Annotated in this window: 21 protein-coding genes; 6 read left to right on the plus strand and 15 right to left on the minus strand. The window is 71.3% G+C overall.

The window, feature by feature from the left end:
* Positions 1-28: 28 nt before the first annotated feature.
* From HEK131_RS26185 to HEK131_RS26195, 3 genes are read left to right on the plus strand one after another with little or no spacing between them, the layout of a single operon-like run.
* Positions 29-553, plus strand: coding sequence for a PadR family transcriptional regulator (locus tag HEK131_RS26185; RefSeq protein WP_244337215.1), 525 nt, complete (start codon positions 29-31; stop codon positions 551-553).
* Complete coding sequence (locus HEK131_RS26190; RefSeq protein ID WP_217461166.1) at positions 550-1,239, plus strand: ABC transporter ATP-binding protein; 690 nt, start codon at positions 550-552, stop codon at positions 1,237-1,239. Before HEK131_RS26185 ends, HEK131_RS26190 begins: the two co-directional genes overlap by 4 nt.
* Positions 1,236-3,581, plus strand: a complete 2,346-nt coding sequence (locus HEK131_RS26195) for an ABC transporter permease (protein WP_244337216.1) — start codon at positions 1,236-1,238, stop codon at positions 3,579-3,581. Before HEK131_RS26190 ends, HEK131_RS26195 begins: the two co-directional genes overlap by 4 nt.
* Before the next feature lie 4 nt (positions 3,582-3,585).
* Here HEK131_RS26195 and HEK131_RS26200 read toward each other — a convergent pair whose 3' ends face one another.
* The gene (locus tag HEK131_RS26200; RefSeq protein ID WP_244337217.1) at positions 3,586-4,575 is read right to left on the minus strand and encodes a hydrogen peroxide-inducible genes activator; all 990 of its coding nucleotides are present in this window, start codon (positions 4,573-4,575) and stop codon (positions 3,586-3,588) included.
* A 135-nt stretch (positions 4,576-4,710) separates the two neighbouring features.
* On the opposite strand from HEK131_RS26200, the gene HEK131_RS26205 reads away from it, so the two are divergent.
* Entirely contained in the window at positions 4,711-5,265 is a 555-nt protein-coding gene (locus tag HEK131_RS26205) for a peroxiredoxin (protein ID WP_135783929.1), read from the plus strand.
* 3 nt (positions 5,266-5,268) lie between these two features.
* Entirely contained in the window at positions 5,269-5,802 is a 534-nt protein-coding gene (locus HEK131_RS26210; RefSeq protein WP_217461163.1) for an alkyl hydroperoxide reductase, read from the plus strand.
* A 22-nt stretch (positions 5,803-5,824) separates the two neighbouring features.
* On the opposite strand, the gene HEK131_RS26215 is transcribed toward HEK131_RS26210, so the two are convergent.
* The 6 genes from HEK131_RS26215 to HEK131_RS26240 all read right to left on the minus strand — a co-directional run bounded on the left by HEK131_RS26215 (position 5,825) and on the right by HEK131_RS26240 (position 12,555).
* On the minus strand, positions 5,825-7,135 hold the full coding sequence (locus tag HEK131_RS26215; RefSeq protein WP_244452145.1) for an AI-2E family transporter: 1,311 nt from the start codon (positions 7,133-7,135) through the stop codon (positions 5,825-5,827).
* Between the two features lie 142 nt (positions 7,136-7,277).
* A complete protein-coding gene (locus HEK131_RS26220) occupies positions 7,278-7,994 on the minus strand; it encodes a transglycosylase SLT domain-containing protein (protein ID WP_161150607.1) in 717 nt (238 codons plus the stop codon).
* Between the two features lie 402 nt (positions 7,995-8,396).
* Complete coding sequence (locus tag HEK131_RS26225; RefSeq protein ID WP_217461162.1) at positions 8,397-9,722, minus strand: PhoH family protein; 1,326 nt, start codon at positions 9,720-9,722, stop codon at positions 8,397-8,399.
* Positions 9,723-10,094: 372 nt separating this feature from the next.
* A complete protein-coding gene (locus tag HEK131_RS26230; protein WP_161150609.1) occupies positions 10,095-10,868 on the minus strand; it encodes an isoprenyl transferase in 774 nt (257 codons plus the stop codon).
* Between the two features lie 386 nt (positions 10,869-11,254).
* Positions 11,255-12,043 (minus strand): methyltransferase domain-containing protein, encoded by a 789-nt coding sequence (locus HEK131_RS26235; RefSeq protein WP_244337218.1) that lies wholly within the window; start codon positions 12,041-12,043, stop codon positions 11,255-11,257.
* A 32-nt stretch (positions 12,044-12,075) separates the two neighbouring features.
* The gene (locus tag HEK131_RS26240; RefSeq protein ID WP_217461160.1) at positions 12,076-12,555 is read right to left on the minus strand and encodes a GNAT family N-acetyltransferase; all 480 of its coding nucleotides are present in this window, start codon (positions 12,553-12,555) and stop codon (positions 12,076-12,078) included.
* An 81-nt stretch (positions 12,556-12,636) separates the two neighbouring features.
* Here HEK131_RS26240 and HEK131_RS26245 point away from each other — a divergent pair, with 81 nt between their 5' ends.
* Entirely contained in the window at positions 12,637-12,993 is a 357-nt protein-coding gene (locus HEK131_RS26245; RefSeq protein WP_244337219.1) for a DUF192 domain-containing protein, read from the plus strand.
* 3 nt (positions 12,994-12,996) lie between these two features.
* Here the strand turns inward: HEK131_RS26245 and HEK131_RS26250 are convergent, their stop codons facing one another.
* The 8 genes from HEK131_RS26250 to HEK131_RS26285 all read right to left on the minus strand — a co-directional run bounded on the left by HEK131_RS26250 (position 12,997) and on the right by HEK131_RS26285 (position 19,128).
* A complete protein-coding gene (locus HEK131_RS26250; RefSeq protein ID WP_244337220.1) occupies positions 12,997-13,623 on the minus strand; it encodes an OmpA family protein in 627 nt (208 codons plus the stop codon).
* A 7-nt stretch (positions 13,624-13,630) separates the two neighbouring features.
* Entirely contained in the window at positions 13,631-14,212 is a 582-nt protein-coding gene (locus tag HEK131_RS26255; protein ID WP_217461157.1) for a hypothetical protein, read from the minus strand.
* Positions 14,213-14,245: 33 nt separating this feature from the next.
* Entirely contained in the window at positions 14,246-14,857 is a 612-nt protein-coding gene (locus tag HEK131_RS26260; RefSeq protein ID WP_254641005.1) for a pilus assembly protein TadG-related protein, read from the minus strand.
* A complete protein-coding gene (locus HEK131_RS26265; RefSeq protein WP_217461185.1) occupies positions 14,854-15,084 on the minus strand; it encodes a hypothetical protein in 231 nt (76 codons plus the stop codon). Before HEK131_RS26265 ends, HEK131_RS26260 begins: the two co-directional genes overlap by 4 nt.
* 113 nt (positions 15,085-15,197) lie before the next feature.
* Positions 15,198-15,935, minus strand: a complete 738-nt coding sequence (locus HEK131_RS26270) for a response regulator (RefSeq protein WP_244337222.1) — start codon at positions 15,933-15,935, stop codon at positions 15,198-15,200.
* A 12-nt stretch (positions 15,936-15,947) separates the two neighbouring features.
* Positions 15,948-17,270: a sensor histidine kinase gene (locus tag HEK131_RS26275; RefSeq protein ID WP_244337223.1), complete on the minus strand. Its 1,323-nt coding sequence runs from the start codon at positions 17,268-17,270 to the stop codon at positions 15,948-15,950.
* Between the two features lie 9 nt (positions 17,271-17,279).
* Entirely contained in the window at positions 17,280-18,167 is an 888-nt protein-coding gene (locus tag HEK131_RS26280) for a DUF5936 domain-containing protein (RefSeq protein WP_244452146.1), read from the minus strand.
* Positions 18,168-18,183: 16 nt separating this feature from the next.
* Positions 18,184-19,128: a type II secretion system F family protein gene (locus HEK131_RS26285; protein WP_244337224.1), complete on the minus strand. Its 945-nt coding sequence runs from the start codon at positions 19,126-19,128 to the stop codon at positions 18,184-18,186.
* Between the last annotated feature and the right edge of the window lies 1 nt (position 19,129).

Consider the following 19,129-nt stretch of genomic DNA (forward strand, 5'->3'; position numbering starts at 1 on the left):
GGTATACACCGTGTGTAGAGTGCTCGCCATGTCCATCGGTCACACCCTTCTAGGGCTCCTGGAGTCCGGCCCCCGGCACGGTTACGACCTCAAGCGGGCCTTCGACGACACCTTCGGCCACGACCGGCCGCTGCACTACGGGCAGGTCTACGCGACCATGTCCCGGCTGCTGAAGAACGGCCTCGTGGAGGTCGAGGGCATCGAGGCGGGCGACGGACCCGACCGAAAACGGTACGCCATCACCGACGCCGGCATCACGGACGTCGAGCGCTGGCTCTCCAGCCCCGAGAAGCCGGAGGACTACCTCCGCTCGACCCTCTACACCAAGGTCGTCCTCGCCCTGCTGACCCGGCGCGACGCCGCCGACATCCTCGACACCCAGCGCGCCGAGCACCTGCGCAGCATGCGCGTGCTCACCGACCGCAAGCGCAAGGGCGACCTCGCCGACCAGTTGATCTGCGACCACGCCCTGTTCCATCTCGAAGCCGACCTGCGCTGGCTGGAACTGACCGCAGCGCGCCTCGACAGGCTCCGCACGGAGGTGGTCGCATGACCCCGCCCGACGGCTCCCTGCTCGTCGCCCGCGACCTGCGCAAGTCCTACGGACCGACGGCCGCCCTCGACGGCGCCGCGTTCTCCGTCCACCCCGGCGAGGTCGTCGCCGTGATGGGCCCCTCCGGCTCCGGCAAGTCCACGCTGCTGCACTGCCTCGCCGGGATCGTCCGGCCCGACTCGGGCTCGATCACCTACGCCGGACGCGAGCTGACCGCGATGGGCGACGCCGAACGCAGCGCCCTCAGGCGCGGCGAGTTCGGCTTCGTCTTCCAGTTCGGGCAACTGGTGCCGGAGCTGACCTGCGTGGAGAACGTGGCGCTGCCCCTGCGGCTGAACGGCACCCCGCGCAAGGAGGCCGAGCGGGCCGCGCTCACCTGGATGGAGCGGCTGGAGGTGGACGACCTCGCGCGCAAGCGGCCCGGCGAGGTCTCCGGCGGCCAGGGACAGCGGGTGGCGGTGGCGCGGGCGCTGGTCACCGGGCCCCGGGTGCTGTTCGCCGACGAGCCGACCGGCGCGCTGGACTCGCTCAACGGCGAGCGCGTGATGGAACTGCTCACCGACGCGGCCCGCTCGGCCGGCGCGGCCGTCGTGCTCGTCACCCACGAGGCGCGGGTGGCGGCCTGGTCCGACCGCGAGGTCGTCGTGCGTGACGGGCGGTCACGGGACATGGAGCGCAGCGTATGAGCGTGCGGCAGTACGCCCGCGACCTGGGGATGGGGGCCCGGTTCGCCGTGACCGGGGGGCGCGAGGGGTGGGTCCGTACGGCGCTGACCGCGGTCGGCGTCGGTATGGGCGTGGCGTTGCTGCTGCTCACCACCGCGCTGCCCGGCGTGATCTCCGCGCGCCACGCCCGCGAGGACGCCCGCCAGGACTACTCCTTCGCCACGACCGTGCGGCCCAGGGCCGACGACACGGTGCTGCTGTCCGCCACCGACACCTACTGGCGCAGCAAGCCGGTCCGGGGCCGGCTGCTCGAACCCGAAGGGCCCAAGGCCCCGTTGCCGCCGGGGCTGAGCGGCTTCCCGGCCCGGGGCGAGATGGTGGTCTCGCCCGAGCTGCGCCGGCTGCTCGCCTCGGACGAGGGGCGGCTGCTGCGCGAGCGGCTGCCGTACCGGATCACGGGGACCATCGGCGCGAGCGGTCTGCTGGGTTCGCGTGAACTCGCCTACTACGCGGGCGCCGAGGGCCTGGAGCCGAGGTCGGGCGGGGCCCGCACCGAGCGGCTGGCCTCCTTCGGCAGCCAGGAGCGCGGCGACGGCGAGACCGACCCGGTGCTGCTGATGATGGTGCTGGTCGTGTTCGTGGCGCTGCTGCTCCCGGTCGCCGTGTTCATCGCGGCGGCGGTGCGGTTCGGCGGCGAGCGGCGCGACCGCAGACTGGCCGCGCTCAGGCTGGTGGGCGCCGACAGCCGGACCACCCGGCGGATCGCGGCGGGCGAGGCGCTGGCCGGATCGGTGCTGGGGCTGGTGATCGGTACCGGGCTCTTCCTGCTCGGACGGCAGGCGGCCGGGTCGGTGGAGATCATGGGCGAGAGCTTCTTCCCCGACTTCGTCGACCCCTCCCCCGCCCTCGCCGTGCTGGTCGCGGTGGCCGTCCCGGCCTGCGCGGTGCTGGTGACGCTGTTCGCCATGCGCTCGGTGGTGATCGAGCCGCTGGGCGTGGTCCGTACCGCCACCCCTGCCCGGCGCCGACTGTGGTGGCGGCTGCTGGTGCCGCTGGCGGGCCTCGCGATGCTCGCGCCGATGCTCGGACAGGGCCGCTCCGACGGCGAGTTCAACCAGTACCTGGTGACCGGCGGTGTCCTGCTGCTGCTGGTCGGCGTGACCGCGCTGCTGCCCTGGCTGGTGGAACGCGTCGTCGCCCGCCTCGGCTCCGGCCCGCTCTCCTGGCAACTCGCCGTGCGAAGGCTCCAGTTGAGCAGCGGTACGGCCGCCCGCACGGTCAACGGCGTCGCGGTCGCGGTCGCCGGGGCCATCGCGCTCCAGATGCTCTTCGCGGGCGTCGAGAGCCAGTACGTGTCGGACACCGGCCACGATCCGGCCCGCGCGCAGTTGCAGATCACCCTGCCCGACCGCGCCCGTGTGGCCCCGGCGGCGGAAGCGATCGCCCGGACGAAGGGCGTACGGGCCTCGGTGGGGCTGGCCACCGGCGAGATCGCGAACCGGTCCCGCGATCCGGAAGCCAGTGTCGACATGGTGGTCGGCGACTGCGCCGCCCTGCGGGAGCTGGCCCGCCTGCCGTCCTGCCACGACGGCGACGCGTTCCTCCTGAGGGGCCCCGCCTGGGACTCCCGGTTCGACAACAGCATGCGCTCGGAGGTGCTGCGGCCGGGCCACCGCGCCTACATCGACCCGGCGTTCGCCGACATCCCCGGCCTCTCCGTCCCGTTCACCGTCCCGTCCCCGCTGCCCGAGGCGTCCTTCCGCGCCGACTCGCTGATGCCGGACGCCAACGGGCTGCTGCTCACCCCGGCCGCGCTGCCCGAGCGGGCCGCGCCCTCGCTGTCCGGTGAGATCTTCGTCCGGGCGGACGGCTCGCTGCCGGACTTCCAGGAGTACGTGCGCAACACGGCCGCGAAGGCCGACCCGGTCGCGGAGGTGATGACGATGTCCGCGTCCGAGACCTCGGGCAAGTACGCCTCCCTGCGCACCGGCCTGTTCATCGGCGCCGCCTTCGTGCTGATGCTGGTCGGCGCGAGCCTGCTGGTGTCCCAGTTGGAGCAGTTGCGCGAGCGGCGCAAGCTGCTGTCCACCCTGGTCGCCGTCGGCACCCGCCGCCGCACCCTCGGCCTGTCGGTGCTGTGGCAGGCGTCGGTGCCGATCGCCCTGGGCCTGGTCCTGGCCGCGGTGGTGGGGGTGATCCTGGGCGCCGTGCTCCTGAAGATGACGGCGACCCCCGTGGCCGTGGACTGGGCCGGCGTCCTGTCCATGACGGCGGTGGCCACCGCGGTGATCGTGGGGGTGACCCTCCTCAGCCTGCCCCCGCTGCTCCGCATGGTCCGCCCCGAGGGGCTGCGCACGGAGTAGCCGGTCAGCCCGCCGCCCGCACGATGCGCACCGGCAGCGGGCACATCGCCTCGCGCAGCGCCGCGGCCAGCTCCTCGTACTCGGCGGAGCGGGCCGCGGCCGTGCGCATGGCGAGGGCGATACGGCGGCTCGGGGCGGGTGCGGCGAAGGACCCGGTGAGGACCTTGCTGCCACGGGTCGCCTCCAGCCGGATGGCGGTACGCGGCAGCAGGGTGCAGCCGAGCCCGCCGGCTACCAACTGGACCAGGGTGGACAGTCCGGCGGCCGTGGTGGTGACCGGGGCCGGGTCCCGCCGTCCGGCCGCTGCCCCGGCTCCCCGGATCTCCCGCCCGGCGTCCCGGCAGATCTCCAGTGCCTGGTCGCGCAGGCAGTGCCCCTCGTCCAGCAGCAGCAGGTTCAGTTCGCGCAGCGCCTCGCGCGGGATGCCGCTGCGGCAGCCCAGTTCGTGTCCGAGCGGGGTGACGAGCACGAAGTCCTCGTCGAACAGAGGGAGTTCGGTCACCCCGGGCACGCCGAGGGGGACGGCGAGCAGCAGCAGGTCGAGCCGCCCGGAGTGCAGCCCGTCCAGCAGGCTGGCGGTCTGCTCCTCGTGCACCTGGAGGTCGAGCTGCGGATAGCGCTCGTGCACCAGGCGCAGCACGGTGGGCAGCAGGTAGGGGGCGACGGTCGGGATGACGCCGAGCCGCAGCACACCGGTGAACGGCGCCCGGACGGCCTCCGCCTCCTCCAGCAGCGCCGCCATCTCGACGAGCACCGCCTTCGCCCGCACCGCGAGCCGCTCCCCCTCGGGCGAGAGCAGCACCCTGCGGGTCGTACGCTCCACCAGGGCCACCCCGAGGGTCTCCTCCAGCGCGGCGACCGCTCCGGACAGCGCGGGCTGGCTCATCCCGATGGCGGCGGCCGCGTCCCGGAAGTGCAGGTGCTCGGCGACCGCGGCGAAGGCACGCAACTGCGCCAGGGTCGGCTGTTTCCGCTTGCCGCTACTGATGGTCACTGATAGCCACCTCCGATCAACCGGACCGAGTGTAGCTATTTCACTAATCAATCCACCCTGTGCCAACATCGGCCGAGTCCAACCCAAGGGAGACATCCCGTGACCTGGGGTGTCCCCGCGCTGCAAGGAGAGCACGTGCTCACTGTCGGTGACAAGTTCCCCGAGTTCGAACTGACCGCCTGCGTCTCGCTGGAGAAGGGCAAGGAGTTCGAGACGATCGACCACAAGACCTACGAGGGCAAGTGGAAGATCGTCTTCGCGTGGCCGAAGGACTTCACCTTCGTGTGCCCGACCGAGATCGCGGCCTTCGGCAAGCTGAACGACGAGTTCGCCGACCGTGACGCGCAGGTCCTCGGCTTCTCCGGTGACTCCGAGTTCGTCCACCACGCCTGGCGCAAGGACCACCCGGACCTCACCGACCTGCCGTTCCCGATGATGGCGGACTCCAAGCACGAGCTGATGCGCGACCTGGGCATCGAGGGCGAGGACGGCTTCGCCAAGCGCGCCGTCTTCATCGTCGACCAGAACAACGAGATCCAGTTCACCATGGTGACCGCCGGTTCCGTCGGCCGTAACCCCAAGGAGGTCCTGCGGGTCCTCGACGCCCTCCAGACGGACGAGCTGTGCCCGTGCAACTGGAGCAAGGGCGAGGACACCCTCGACCCGGTCGCGCTGCTGGCTGGTGAGTGACCCATGTCCCTCGACTCGCTGAAGTCCCGTGTCCCGGACTACGCCAAGGACCTGAAGCTCAACCTGGGCTCGGTCATCGGCAACTCCGACCTCCCGGCCCAGCAGCTCTGGGGCGCCGTGCTGGCGACCGCGATCGCCTCGCGCTCCCCCATCGTGCTGCGTGAGCTGGAGCCGGAGGCGAAGGCCAACCTCTCGCCCGAGGCGTACGACGCGGCCAAGGCCGCCGCCGCCATCATGGCGATGAACAACGTCTTCTACCGCACCCGGCACCTGCTGTCGGACCACGAGTACGGCACCCTGCGCGCCGGTCTGCGGATGAACGTCATCGGCAACCCCGGCGTCGACAAGGTCGACTTCGAGCTGTGGTCGTTCGCGGTCTCCGCGATCAACGGCTGCGGTCTGTGCCTGGACTCGCACGAGCAGGTCCTGCGCAAGGCCGGTGTCGAGCGCGACGTGATCCAGGAGGCGTTCAAGATCGCCTCCGTGGTCCAGGCGGTCGGCGTCACGCTCGACGCGGAGGCCGTCCTCGCCGAGTAGTCCCGCTGTACCGGGGCCTCGCTCACTCCTGGTGGGCGAGGCCTTCGGTGTTCTCCGGGGCGTCCTCGGACGGCTCCGGAGTCCCGGCGGCATCGGGCCGTCCGGGCTCCTGCACGTCATGCACCTGCTGGGAGTACTGCCGCAGGTACCCCACCACCGTGTTCGTCACCGCCACCAGCGGTACGGCCACCACCGCGCCGCCGATGCCGGCCACCATGCCGCCGGCCGCGACCGTGAGGACCACCGCGAGCGGATGGACCCGCACCGCCCGGCCCAGGATGAACGGCTGGAGGACGTGGCCCTCGATCTGCTGGACCGCGAGCACCACCACCAGCGTCATCAGAGCGGTGAACACGCCCTGCGTCACCAGCGCGACGACCACCGCGAGCGCGCCGGAGGCGACCGCGCCGACCAGCGGGATGAACGAGAACAGGAAGATGAAGACGGCCAGCGGAACGGCCATCGGCACGTCGAGGAAGTAGATGCCGAGCCCGATGAATATGGCGTCGATCAGCGCGACCAGGACCGTGCCGCGTACGTACGCGGTCAGGGTGGCCCAGGCCCGCGGACCGGCACCGGCCACGCCCGGCCGGGCGGCGGCGGGCACCAGCTTCAGGAACCACTCCCAGATCCGCCTGCCGTCGTAGAGCAGGAAGAGCGTCGAGAAGAAGACCAGCAGGATGCCGGTCAGCGCTTCGACGACGACCTGGACTCCCTCCAGACCGACGGAAGTTATCTGGTCGGTGTTGGCTCCGACGGCCTCGCGGAGGTTCTTGGCGATCTGGTTGATCTGCTTGTCGGTGACATGGAACGGGCTCTTCAGCAGCCAGTTGCGCAGATCGTCGATGCCGTTCTGGAGCTGGCTGGAGAGGGTGTCGATGTTCTCCATGACCTGCCAGGTCACGAACCAGCCGAGCAGCCCGATGACCAGGAATCCCGATATGGCCGTGAGCGCCGTCGACGGGCCGCGCGGCATTCCGTACCGCATCAGCCGGGCCACGGTGGGCTGGAGCAGCGCGGTGACCAGCAGGGCGACCACGAACGCGAACACCACGAGCTGGACCGCGCTGATGACCCGCATCAGCACCCAGACCGTGCCCGCGAGGACCAGCAGCCGCCAGCCCGCCTCGGCCGCGACACGCACGCCCCACGGCACGGCGTGCGCGGGGTCGGGGCGCGGGGTGGGCGGAGCGGGGCGTGGGGCGGGGACCGCCGCGGCCTCGACGGGCACGTCGGCTGCGGCGTGCTCCTTCTCGGCCTCGGCGCGGCGCTCGTCCAGGCGCTCACTCATCTCGGTCAGACCGGCACCCAGCCGGCCGAGCCATCCTGGCATTCGCGTCATGTCCGTACCCTTCCCCCGCGTCCCGGGCCCACTCCGTCCCGCCGGGGAGCCGTCCGAGGACGACCGTACAGTGCGAAAGCCCCTCACCCCAGGAGGGGGAGGGGCTGCGCCGGGTCGAGCGTCAGGAAGGCGCTCAGTACCAGTGGTTGGCCTGCCAGAAGGTCCATGCCTCGCACGGGCTGCCGTAGCGGCTGTCCATGTAGTTGAGGCCCCACTTGATCTGGGTCGCCGGGTTGGTCTGCCAGTCGGCGCCCACCGAGGACATCTTGGAGCCGGGCAGGGCCTGGAAGAGGCCGTAGGCGCCGGAAGAGGCGTTGACCGCGCGGTAGTTCCAGCTCGACTCGTGGTTCACGATGTTGCTGAAGCACTGGAACTGGCCGGCGCCCACCATCTGCCGGGCCATGGCCTGGATCTGGGCGACGGAGTAGCTGCTCTGGGGGGCGAAGCTGGAGACGTCGCGGACATCGTCGCGGCTGGCGGCGGCGGCCTTGGTCTCGGCACGCTCCTTGGCCAGCTCGGCCGCCTTCTCGGCGTCCTTCTTCTTGGCGATGGCCGTCTCGGCGGCGGCCTTGCGGGCCGCTGCCTCCGCGTCCTTCTTGGCGCTCGCGTCGGCCGCGATGGCCTGCGCGTCGGCCTGCTGCGTCAGGGACGCGGTCTGGACCTGCGCCTGCTGATCCGCGGGGAGCTCAGCGAGGAGCGTGGTGTCGGCGGCCGTCGGCTCGGCGTCGTTGTTCTGCGCGACGCTGCCCGAGGCAACTCCGACGACGCTTCCTACGGCGGTGACCGCGGTGGCGGAGGCCACTGCGAATCCCCGGACCGAAATCCGGCTCACACGGTTTCCTTCCAGCATCGCCCGCTTCGGTGACCCTGGCGGACGCAATCGTGCCCCCTGACACTGGCCTCCCAATTCAAGGGTCACGGGAGACACGGGCCCGGTGGGAACTCCCGCACAGGGAGCGCCGCGTGGTGCTCGGGCGGCATACGACGACGCTATGGAGTTGGCGACTTGCTCCGTCGGATCGCGCCTGCCGGGGGGCTGGAGCGTGCCTCGGGGTACAGGTGTGTCGTATGCGGGGCCTGACAGGAGTGAGACTCTGCCGTAACCCGGCGGCGAGTGGCAATTCCGGGTTGCGTGTGAAAGCTCACACCTCGTTTGGCCCAAGGGAATTCAGGAAACCCCCACACGCGAAGACGCCGCCCGGCTAAGCTCTTCGGCTTGTCCGGGCGGCGCCTGTGGTTGTCCGAGGACGGGTCAGATGTGGCCGTCTTCCAGCATTTCGGTCACCAGCGCCGCGATCTGGGACCTTTCGGACCGGGTCAGCGTGACGTGCGCGAAGAGCGGATGCCCCTTCAGCTTCTCCACGACGGCCACCACGCCGTCGTAGCGGCCGACACGCAGGTTGTCCCGCTGCGCCACGTCATGGGTGAGCACCACCCGCGAGTTGGCGCCGATCCGGGAGAGCACCGTCAGGAGCACGTTGCGCTCCAGCGACTGCGCCTCGTCCACGATCACGAAGGCGTCGTGCAGCGAGCGGCCGCGGATGTGGGTGAGCGGGAGGACCTCCAGCATCCCGCGCGCCGTGATCTCCTCGATGACCTCCCGGCCGGCGACCGCCCCGAGCGTGTCGAAGACGGCCTGGGCCCAGGGGCCCATCTTCTCCGCCTCGCTGCCCGGGAGATACCCCAGCTCCTGCCCGCCGACCGCGTACAGCGGCCGGAACACCATCACCTTCTGGTGCTGACGGCGTTCCAGGACCGCCTCCAGGCCCGCGCACAGCGCCAGCGCCGACTTGCCGGTGCCCGCGCGGCCGCCCATGGAGAGGATGCCGACGTCCGGATCGAGCAGCAGGTCGAGCGCGATGCGCTGCTCGGCGCTGCGGCCCTTGATGCCGAACGCCTCCCGGTCGCCGCGCACCAGCCTGACGTTGCCGTCCGGGGTGACGCGGCCGAGCGCCTTGCCGCGCTCGGACTGGATGGTCAGTCCGGTGTGCACGGGCAGCTCGGCCGCCTCGGGGACGAACACGTGGCCCTCCTCGAAGAGGATGTCCACCTGTTCACCGGGGAGCGTCAGCTCGGACATGCCGGTCCAGCCGGAGGAGTCCGTGATGGCGAGTTCGGCGCGGTACTCCTCGGCCAGCAGACCGACCGAGGACGCCTTGATCCTGAGCGGCAGGTCCTTCGACACGACGGTGACGTCGAACCCCTCGGCCTGGAGATTCCGGGCCACCGCGAGGATGCGGGAGTCGTTGTCCCCCAGTCGGTAGCCGCTGGGCAGCACGCTGGGGTCCGAGTGGTTGAGCTCGACACGGACGGTCCCGCCGAGTTCCCCGATCGGGATGGGGGCGTCGAGACGGCCGTACCTGACCCGGTAGTCGTCCAGCAGACGCAGGGCCTGGCGGGCGAAGTAGCCGAGCTCGGGGTGGTGCCTCTTGGCCTCCAGCTCGGTGACCACCACGATCGGGAGCACTACCTCGTGCTCCTCGAAGCGGGTCACGGCGTTGGGGTCGGCCAGCAGGACGCTGGTGTCGAGAACATAGGTGCGCCGGTCGGGCTTGTGGCGCTTTGTGCTGGTCACCACGGAAGGACGTACCCCCTCGGATGAGGTCGGGGAGCGACGAAGTGGACCTGGACCGGTCTACGGCCCCCGCGTGCGGCGGGCCGGCGACCGGCCCCCCGCGGCTGCTGCCGTGCGTGCGACGCACGGTAGGGCTGGTGCAAAGGGCCTCCCGGACGGGCGACCCCGTGCCGCCCGCTGAGTCCGACGCCCGTGGTTCGGGTGTCGGCCTGAGAGCGTTATGCCCTCGATCTAGTGCGGCCATGCAGAACGGGCCACCGGCAGGCCGGTGAACTCCTTGTTACTTCCCGGCGAGGCCGGGTACACGAGAACACCCCGCCGGGCCGGTGCCGACGGGGTGCGAGGTGTGTCATCGGGTGGGGGCGGGACGCCCGGTCAGCCGCCGTAGCGGCGGTGACGTGCGGCGTAGTCGCGCAGGGCGCGCAGGAAGTCGACCTTGCGGAAGGCCGGCCAGAAGACCTCGCAGAAGTAGTACTCCGAGTGGGCGGTCTGCCAGAGCATGAACCCGGAGAGCCGCTGCTCACCGCTGGTACGGATCACCAGGTCGGGGTCGGGCTGGGCGCCGGTGTAGAGGTGGCGGCCGATCATGTCGACGTCGACGGACTCGGCGAGGTCGGCCATGGTGACGCCCTTCTCCTGGGCGTCGGCCAGCATGGAGCGCACGGCGTCGGCGATCTCCTGGCGGCCGCCGTAGCCGATGGCGACGTTGACCACTATGCCGTCGACGTGGGCGGTGCCCTCCTCGGCCTCCTTCAGCGTCCGCTGCATCCCGGCGGGCAGCAGATCACGGGTGCCGACGTGGTGCACCCGCCAGCGGCCGTCCTCGGCGAGGGTGCGCACGACCCCGTCGATGATGTCGAGGAGCGGGCCCAGCTCGTCCTGCGGCCGGTCGAAGTTGTCCGTGGACAGCAGCCAGAGGGTGACGACCTTGACGTCGGTCTCGCTGCACCAGCCGAGGAATTCCTCGATCTTCTCGGCGCCGGCCCGGTGACCGTGGACCGTGCTGGAACCCGCGGCCTTCGCCCAGCGGCGGTTGCCGTCCATGATGACGCCGATGTGCTCCGGCACCGACGCGTGGTCCAGGTGACCTTCCACCCGGCGTGCGTAGAGCCTGACCAGCAGGCCGCGCAGCTTGTCGCGCAGGTTCACGTGAGAGCCCCTCCATTACGCCGCGGTTGCGGTCCCCGCGAACGGCGAGCCTACCCGCGGGGCGCACGCCCAAGAAAAACGGGCCGGTCCGTGGGGGGGGAGACGGACCGGCCCGAGGGGGGGTTTCCACCATAACCCTTTGTGAGGGAAGAAGCGCGACTCGGCGCGCCATAACTACTCTGCGCAGTCACCCGGCGACACCACGGTGGGCCCGGAATGCTTGGTTCAGGGGTGTCCGGTGGCCGATTCGCATCGGATTCCCAGGCGATTCGTCCTGTCAGCGAACGATCATCAGGTTTTCAGGCCACTTCAGCGACCCCGGCGAGCGCCGCGCGGCGTCCCTCCGAAGGGCGACCCCGCCGACGAACGGTGACTTGACGATTCCGCTAAGCGACGGCCGGCTTCCGGGCCACGAACAGATGGCGCGTGCTGTGCGCCACGAACGGGCCGTCGGCCGTGATCTCCTCGTGCAGCGCGCGCAACCGGTCCCCGTACGCCTCCACGGTGAAGCCCGGCACCATCCAGACCACCTTGCGCAGGAAGTGCACCACGGCGGCGATGTCGTGGAACTCCATCCGCAGCCGCGCCGTCCGCACCTCCTCGACCTCCAGCCCGGCCGCCCGCGCCCCGGCGCTCTCCCGGTCGGGATGCCGGGCCCCGCGCACCGCTTCCGGCAGGGGCCCGAGGAAGTACTCCACCAGCTCGAAGACGCTTGCCGGTCCGACGTGCTGCGCGAAGTACGTGCCGCCCGGCCGCAGCACCCGCGCGATCTCCGGCCAGTCCGGGGTCACCGGGTGCCTGCTCAGCACCAGGTCGAAGGCGCCGTCCGCGAACGGCAGCGGCGCGTCGTCCGGGGCCGCGACGACCACGACACCGCGCGGGCCGAGCAGCGCGGCCGCCTTGGCCACGTTCGGCGGCCAGCCCTCGGTGGCCGCGAGCAGCGCCGGACGGGCCGGGGCGGCCTGCTCCAGGGCGAAGCCGAGCACCTCCCCGCCGCCGGTCTGCACGTCGAGCGCCGCCTCCGCCCGCGCCAGCCGCTCCCCCGCCGACCGGGCGTACCCCCACCGCGGCCGCTCCTCCGTGGCCCGCCCCGCGAACCACGAGAAGTCCCACCCCTCGGTGGGCACGGCCGCGCCTTCGGCCACGAGTTCCTCGAAAGTCCTGCTCCGCGCCATGGGGTCGATGGTCCAGGAGCGGGGGCCGGGCGTCATGGGGTTTTCGGGGCGGGGCCGTCGAGGACCAGGAGCAGGTGCCCTTCGCCGTCGGCCGTCCCCACGCGCGCGAAGCCGTGCTTCTCCAGCAGGGCGACCGAGGCGGTGTTGCCGGCGAACGGGTCGGCGTACAGGGGGCGTACGGGGTCCAGGGCGAGGAAGAGGGCTAGGGCGCGGCTGCCGATGCCCCGGCCCCAGTAGGGGCGGCCCAGCCAGTAGCCGACGAAGCGTCTGCCGTCTTCCTGCGCCCAGGAGACGATGTTGCCCGCGACCTCGCCGCCGGCGGTGACCGTCCGCACCAGGGAGTCCGGGCCGGGCAGGACGCGGGTGCGCCAGTGGGTGAGGAAGGCGTCCCTGGGGCGCGGGGTGAACCGGGACCTGCGCACGGCCTCCGGGTCGTGTTCGAAGGCGAGGAAGAGTTCGAGGTCGTCCTCGGTCACGCCGCGCAGGCGCACGTCTTCTGGCTCGGCTGTCATGGTCCGGAGTGTGGCAGGGGGCACCGACAATCGCGTGGGCCGTGTGGACGGTGGGTACGGTCCGGGCGGAGGTGGGGCCGGATGGCGCGGTGGCGGGACGGGCGGGGCGTGCTGACGATCCATCGGCGGGGCGAGGAGTTGCGCGTGCCGCTGGAACTGGCGGTGTCCTATCGGGCGCGGACCCGGGGCCTGCTCGGGCGGGACGCGGTCGAGGGGGCGCTGCTGCTGTCGCCGGCCGCGAGTGTGCACACGTTCGGGATGCGGATGGCCATCGACGTGGCGTACCTGGACCGGTCCCTCAGGGTCGTCGCCATCCGCACGATGGAGCCGGGGCGCCTGGGGCTGCCCCGGCTCCGGTCCCGGCACGTGCTGGAGGCGGGGGCCGGGGTGATGGCCGGGTGGGGGCTGGCGGCGGGCGTGCGGGTGTCGGTCGGCTAGGCGCTACTGGGCGGTGCGGGGGAAGGAGACCTCCACGCGGCGGTTCTTCTTGCGGCCGGCCTCGGTGGAGTTGTCGGCGATGGGGTACTGCTCGCCGTAGCCGCGTACCTCGAAGGTGACGTCGGGGGCGTTGAGATCCTGGTCCAGTACGGCCTGCACTGCATTGGCCCGGCGCTTGGACAGGGCGTCGCCGTGGGCGGAGGAGCCCAGGTCGTCGGTGAAGCCGAAGACGCGTACGCGGGTGGCCTTATGCTTCTCGATCTCCGCGGCGATGGTGTTGATACGGGCGCGGGCCTCGGGGCCGAGCTTGGCGCTGTCCTTACCGAAGAGGACTTCCGCCTGGAGGGCGAAGGTGACGTCGGCGTTGGTGTCCTCGCGGCGCTCGTCCCCGCTCTGGTCCTCGACGACCGACTTGATGTCCAGCACCTTCGCCCCGGCCAGGGTGGCCCCCTCCGGCAACTTCAGATCCGGATCGGTGGCGTCCACCTCCACGGGCGCGGTCGCGCTGGGCTCGGTGCCGGGGGGTTCGCTGGGGCCGTCGGCGTGGGCGGGGGTGAGGGGGGTGAGGGGGGTGAGGAGGGCTGCGGTCGCGGCGGTGGCGAGGAGGCGGGCGAGACGGGTGGTGGTCACTTTGGCCTCAGCCGGTGATTTTGAAGGTGGCGGTGGGGAAGGTGGGCAGTTGGAAGGTGATCTCGCCCGCGCCCTCGGGCGGTGCCGGGAATTGCATGAAGATCGGCACGGTGTCCCCGGCCTTGACGCTCTGCACGCCGGCGGTGGTGAGCGGCCTCCCGTCCGTGTCGCGCAGAACGTAGTAGCGCTTCCTGCCCTTCGGGTCCACCAACGTGGCGCCTCCGAACGACTGCCCGTTCTTCATGATCTCGGTCTCGTTTCCCGTCAGTTGTGACGAGAGAACCGCGTCATGGCTTCCGTCGTTCTTGAGCTGCGCGTTGATCGTGAGAAAGCCACCCGCGTCACGCGTGGCCGAGGTGATCTTCAGCGTCAGGCCATCGGGACCCCGCAGCTCCGCGAGCGGGTCCGCGGACTGGCCTTCCTGCGGGCTCGGCGCCGAACCACCGTCATGAGACGCCGAGGCGGTGCCCGTGGGTTTCTTGTCGCCGTCTCCGTCACCACCGCAGCCGGCGGCACCGAGCATCAGCGCCAACGTGATGCCGATGGTGGCGACGCCCGTGCGGGCCTTCGCATTGGACCCGATGTTCATGCCCGCTTCCTCTTTCCGCTCATCGTCCGCTCGTCAATCTGCCAGATGGACATCGAACAAGTCCTCGGGCTTGGGGAGATCGCCAAGTTTCTTCGGGTCCAGCTTCCAGATCTTGCCGTCGCAATGGAGCGCGGGCAGAGGCACGACGTCGGCTCCCTCGTCAGGAACATCCTCGTCCGGAAGATCGAAATCGCAGCTCGACTTGATCACGGCGGTGGCGGAGCGGGTGGACTGGATGTCACTCACGCCCGGAACGACCGAGTCGCCCACCGTCTTGTTGGTCTTCACCTCGACGTGGATCTCCAGCGGCTGCGAATCGTCGCACTGCAGCACCCGGGCATCGTTCTGAGCGGCGAGCTCATCAGCCCTCCAGCACGAGGGGCCCACGTCTGTCAGGCCGTGCAGGATGTCGTCCCACCTGGTCGGGTCCGCGAGGTCGGTCAGCCACTTGCCCGCGAGCAGGTCCCGGCGGTCCTGCGCCGCCGCGAGGGCCGCCGCGTCCGCCGCGGTCTGCGCACCGCTCCTGTTCACCGCGGCCTGACCGACGGCAAGGTAGGCGAAGGCAAGAAAGAGCAGGCCCGCCGCCACTGTGATGTAGATGGGAAAGGCCTGCCCGCTGTCGCCGTGTCCGCGCCGGAAGATCAGGTGATCTGCGTGATCTTTGTCTTGATCTTGTCCAGGATCGTCTTTCCGATATCCGTTCCCGTGATCGCCAGGACGATCGCCACCACCACGGCGATGATGCCCAGATACTCGACGGCGGTCTGCCCCTTGTCCCCGGCGCGCCGCTGAACCGCCGCGACCGTCGTGTTCTTCCAGCCGTTCACCAGCACCTTTGTCGCCACGGCTGTCTTCAGCAGCAGATCGCTCACGGAACTCTCCTCCACCGTAGTCATCGAAGCGAGAACCGTAGGGCAGCAAGTGCCGTCCTGTAGAGGGCCCCTGGGCCCAGGACAGGGCCCATTCGGTGCGGGATAATCGCATCTCACCTCACCCCCAACCACTTGGCCGTCGCCTGGGAGCGGTTGGTGGTGTGGAGTTTGGCGAAGATGTGGTTGATGTGGTTCTTGACGGTCTTCTCGCTGATGAAGCAGGTGGCGGCGATCTGATGGTTCGTCATGCCGGACGCGACGAGGTCCATGATCTCCGCCTCTCTGGCGCTCAGTTGAAAACTCGACCGGAAAGACTGTCCCACAGGAGATTGCAGTTGCGAAAGTGCTTTTGCAGACATCTCCCGTGCAATAGCAGGAAGTTCGGATTCCGTGTGTGCACTCGCACTCGGCACCACCGTCGGAGGCAACAGCGCGCGCGCCGCCCCCGGCGTGACATGCGGACGCCCCTCCCACACGTCCCGCACCGCCCGCGCCAACTGCTCCGTACCGAATTCCCCGTGCACCAGATATCCCCCCGCCCCCAGCCGCAAAGCCTCCCGCACGGTCTCGGCCTCATGGCTGTAGGTCAGCATCATGACGGGCGCCAGCCGGACCAGGTGCGGCAATGCCGAGATTCCATCGACGCCCGGCATGCGGACGTCGAGGAGGATGACGTCGGGCCGGTGCAGCAGCGCGGCCTCGTACGCCTCGCGCCCGTCCGCCGCCTCGGCCACCACCGTGGTGTCCTCACGGCCGGAGAGCAGCGCGGTGAGGCCGGCGCGGACCACGGGGTTGTCGTCGGCGACCACGAGGCGCAGCGGGGTGGTGGGGGGTGCCTGCGGGAACTGCATCGGAGTCTCCTTTCACGGGTTCAGGACGGGCAGAGGGAGTTCGACGCCGATCTCGGTGCCGGACGCGTGCTCGCCCCGGCCGATACGGATACGCGCCCCCGCCGACGCGGCCCGCTCCACCATGCCGAGCAGTCCGAAGTGGCCTGATCCGCGCAGGGTCTGGAGGCTGATGCCCGCGGGGAGGCCCCTGCCGTCGTCGTGGATCGAGAGGCGGAGGTGGCCGTCCTCGACGCCCGTCGTCACCACGACCTGCGTGGCGTTCGCGTGCCGGTGGGCGTTGTCGAGGGCTTCGGCGGTGAGGGCGAGGAGGGCGCGGGTGGCGGGTGGAGGGAGGGGCGGGAGCGGGGCGGTGCCGGTGAGGTGGCAGGTGACGGGGAGGCCGGTGCGGGCCGTGAAGTCGGCCGCGTGAAGGTTGAGCCGCGGCCACAGCGGTGCCTGCGGAGCCTCCTCGCGGAGGTCGGTGAGGAGCTCGCGGGACTCCGCCGCCGCCCGGCGGGCCGAGCGGGCGACCAGTTCCGCCTCCCGGCGCAGGCGGGCGGGGTCGGGGGCGGCGGACGAGGCGGTGACGGCGAGGGCGTCGGAGGCGAGGGCGACGCCGTGCAGGGTCTTGGTGAGGGAGTCGTGCATCTCGCGGGCGAGGCGCGCGCGTTCGGCCTGTACGGCCTCGGCGGCGGCCAGCCGGGCGCGTACGGCCGTCAGGGCGTGGGTCGCGGTGCCGAGCCGGAGCATCAGGTTGCGCAGGGTGGAGCCCATCGCGCCGGTGATGACGCACAGGCCGGGCAGCAGCAGGGTCTCGGCGAGACCGGTGTGGCGTCCGGCGTCCAGGGTGGCGTGGACGAGGAGCAGGATCAGCGACTGGAGCGAGGCGAAGAAGGCGGCGCCGCGCCAGCCGTAGAGGAGCCCGGCCAGCAGCGGGGTGCAGACGCTGACGTAGGCGAGGGTGGTGTCCGGGCCGGCGGAGACGAGGAGGAGCGAGCCGAAGAGGGTGTCAGCGGCGAGGAGGCTCGGATGGCGCAGGAGGAGGGGCCCGAAGCGGCCCCAGTCCCGGAAGAGCACGTACGACACCATGAACGTGACGACGACGGCGGCACCGACCAGCCGGGCCCCGAGACCGGGCGCGGCGTTGAGCAACGCCGCCGGAGCCGCCAGCACGATCATGGCCAGCCGGAACCCGAAGACCTGCCGCCCCACGGCCTGCAGAGCCCGGACCTGGAGTCCCTCGGAGGGGGTGCCGGCCCCTCCGCCCGGGCCGGGTCCCGCACCGTCCGCCGCCGGGTCCGGGCCGGGCACCCCCGCCTCCCCGGCCGCGCCCGCGCTCTCAGCCACCGCCCCCACGGCCCGCCCTCACTCCCCCGCCAACGACCCGAAGTCCACCCCGGACCCGAGCAGCAGGCCCGCGCCCAGCAGCAGCATCGTCGCCGGGACCATGAACGTCGTGATCATGAGCGTGGCCTTCGGCACCGCGCGGGCCGCCTTGCGGCGGGCGTTCTGGGCGTCGGTGCGGCGCATGTCCTTGGCCAGGGAGACCAGGGTGTCGACGATGGGGGCGCCCAGTTCCTCGCCCTGCTGGAGGGCGGTGACGAACATTGCGACCTGCTCGGAGTCGTTGCGGCGGCGGAGTTCGGTGAACGCCTGGCGGCGGGTCATGCCGAGGTCCATCTGGCGCAGGGTGATGCGGAGTTCGTCCGCCCAGGGGCCCTCGTAGCGGGTGGAGACGCGGTCGAGGGCCTGGCGGAAGCCGAGCCCGGCGCTGACGACGACGGCGAGGACGTCGAGGAAGTCCGGCAGGGTCCGCTCGATGACGTCCCGGCGGACCCGGATCGCCGACCAGATGCCGACCTCGGTCCAGAACGCGCCGAAGGCGAGCAGCAGCAGCGCGACGAACCACTGGCCGCGCAGCAGGAAGACCAGGAAGCCGAGGGTGCCGAGCACGCCGTAGACCGCGCGGCGGGCGGCGTACCGGTCGATGGTGAGGCCACCGGGGTTGCCCGCGAGGTCGATGCGGCGGCGGTAGCGGGTGACCAGGGCGGGGCCCATCAGGCGCAGTACGAGGGGCGCGTACCGCATGCCCATGCGGTCGATGACGGAGCCGACCGCGCCGGTGCGGGTGGCGCCGATCTCCAGGGCGACGGCGAGGTCACCGGGCAGCTTGGTCTCGGCGCGGTACATGCGGACGCCCGCGAAGGCGCCCCAGACACCGAGGGCCGCCAGCAGGGCGAGCAGGAGTTCCATCCGGTCCGTCATCCCCTCACACGTCGATCCGGCTCATGCGGCGGATGAGGACGAACCCGACCGCGTACAGGGCGAAGGCGACGATCACGCAGCCCTGGCCGACCGGTGAGCCGGTCAGGCGTTCCAGGGCGCCGTCCTTGACGCCGTTCATCAGGAAGAGCGCGCCGACGCCGAGGGCGGGGACGGCGTACGAGGTCATGGTGACCTGGGAGAGCTGGGTGCGGATCTCGCGCCGGGTCTCCTTGCGCTCCTCCAGGGTCTCGGTGAGGTTGCGCAGCGCGGAGACCACCTGTCCGCCGGCCCGGTTGGACAGCACGAGGGTGGTGACGAGGACGACGAGTTCGCGGGAGGGCAGCCGGGCCGCGAGCGCGCCGAGCGCGTCCTCCATGGAGTGGCCGATCGCCAACTGGTCCGCCACTTGCGAGAGTTCCTCACCGGCCGGGGCCTCCAGCTCCTCGGCGGCCATGCCGATGGCGGTGCGCAGGGCGAGACCGGCCTGGGTGGCGTTGGCCAGGATGCGGGCGAGTTCGGGGAGTTGGCCGATGAAACGCTCGATGCGTTTCTGACGCTGCCAGTTGAGGAACTGCACGGCCGCCCAGATGCCGAGGAGGCCGGCGATGGGCCCGAAGAAGGGTGCCAGGGTGGCCTGTCCGACGAGCCAGAGCGCGGCGACCGCGGCGAGCATCCCGGCGAAGAACTCACCCGGCGTGAGGTCGAGCCCGGTGGCGGCGAGCCGGAGTTCCAGGGCGCGGCCCAGCGAGGTGCGGCGCAGTCGGCGGTCCAGCCCGCGGAAGCGGCGCCTGCGGCCGGCCGCCGACACCTGGTCGGCGTGCGCGAGCCGGTCTTCGAGGGCGGCGCGCCGGGCCCGGCCGGAAGCGTAGGTCTGGAGGCCCGCGACGGCGAGGACGCAGGTCAGCAGGGTGACGCCGGTGGTGAGCTGGGCGAGGGTGGACAGATCCATG

The organism is Streptomyces seoulensis, from assembly GCF_022846655.1.
In the GTDB taxonomy this organism is placed as follows: Bacteria; Actinomycetota; Actinomycetes; order Streptomycetales; family Streptomycetaceae; genus Streptomyces.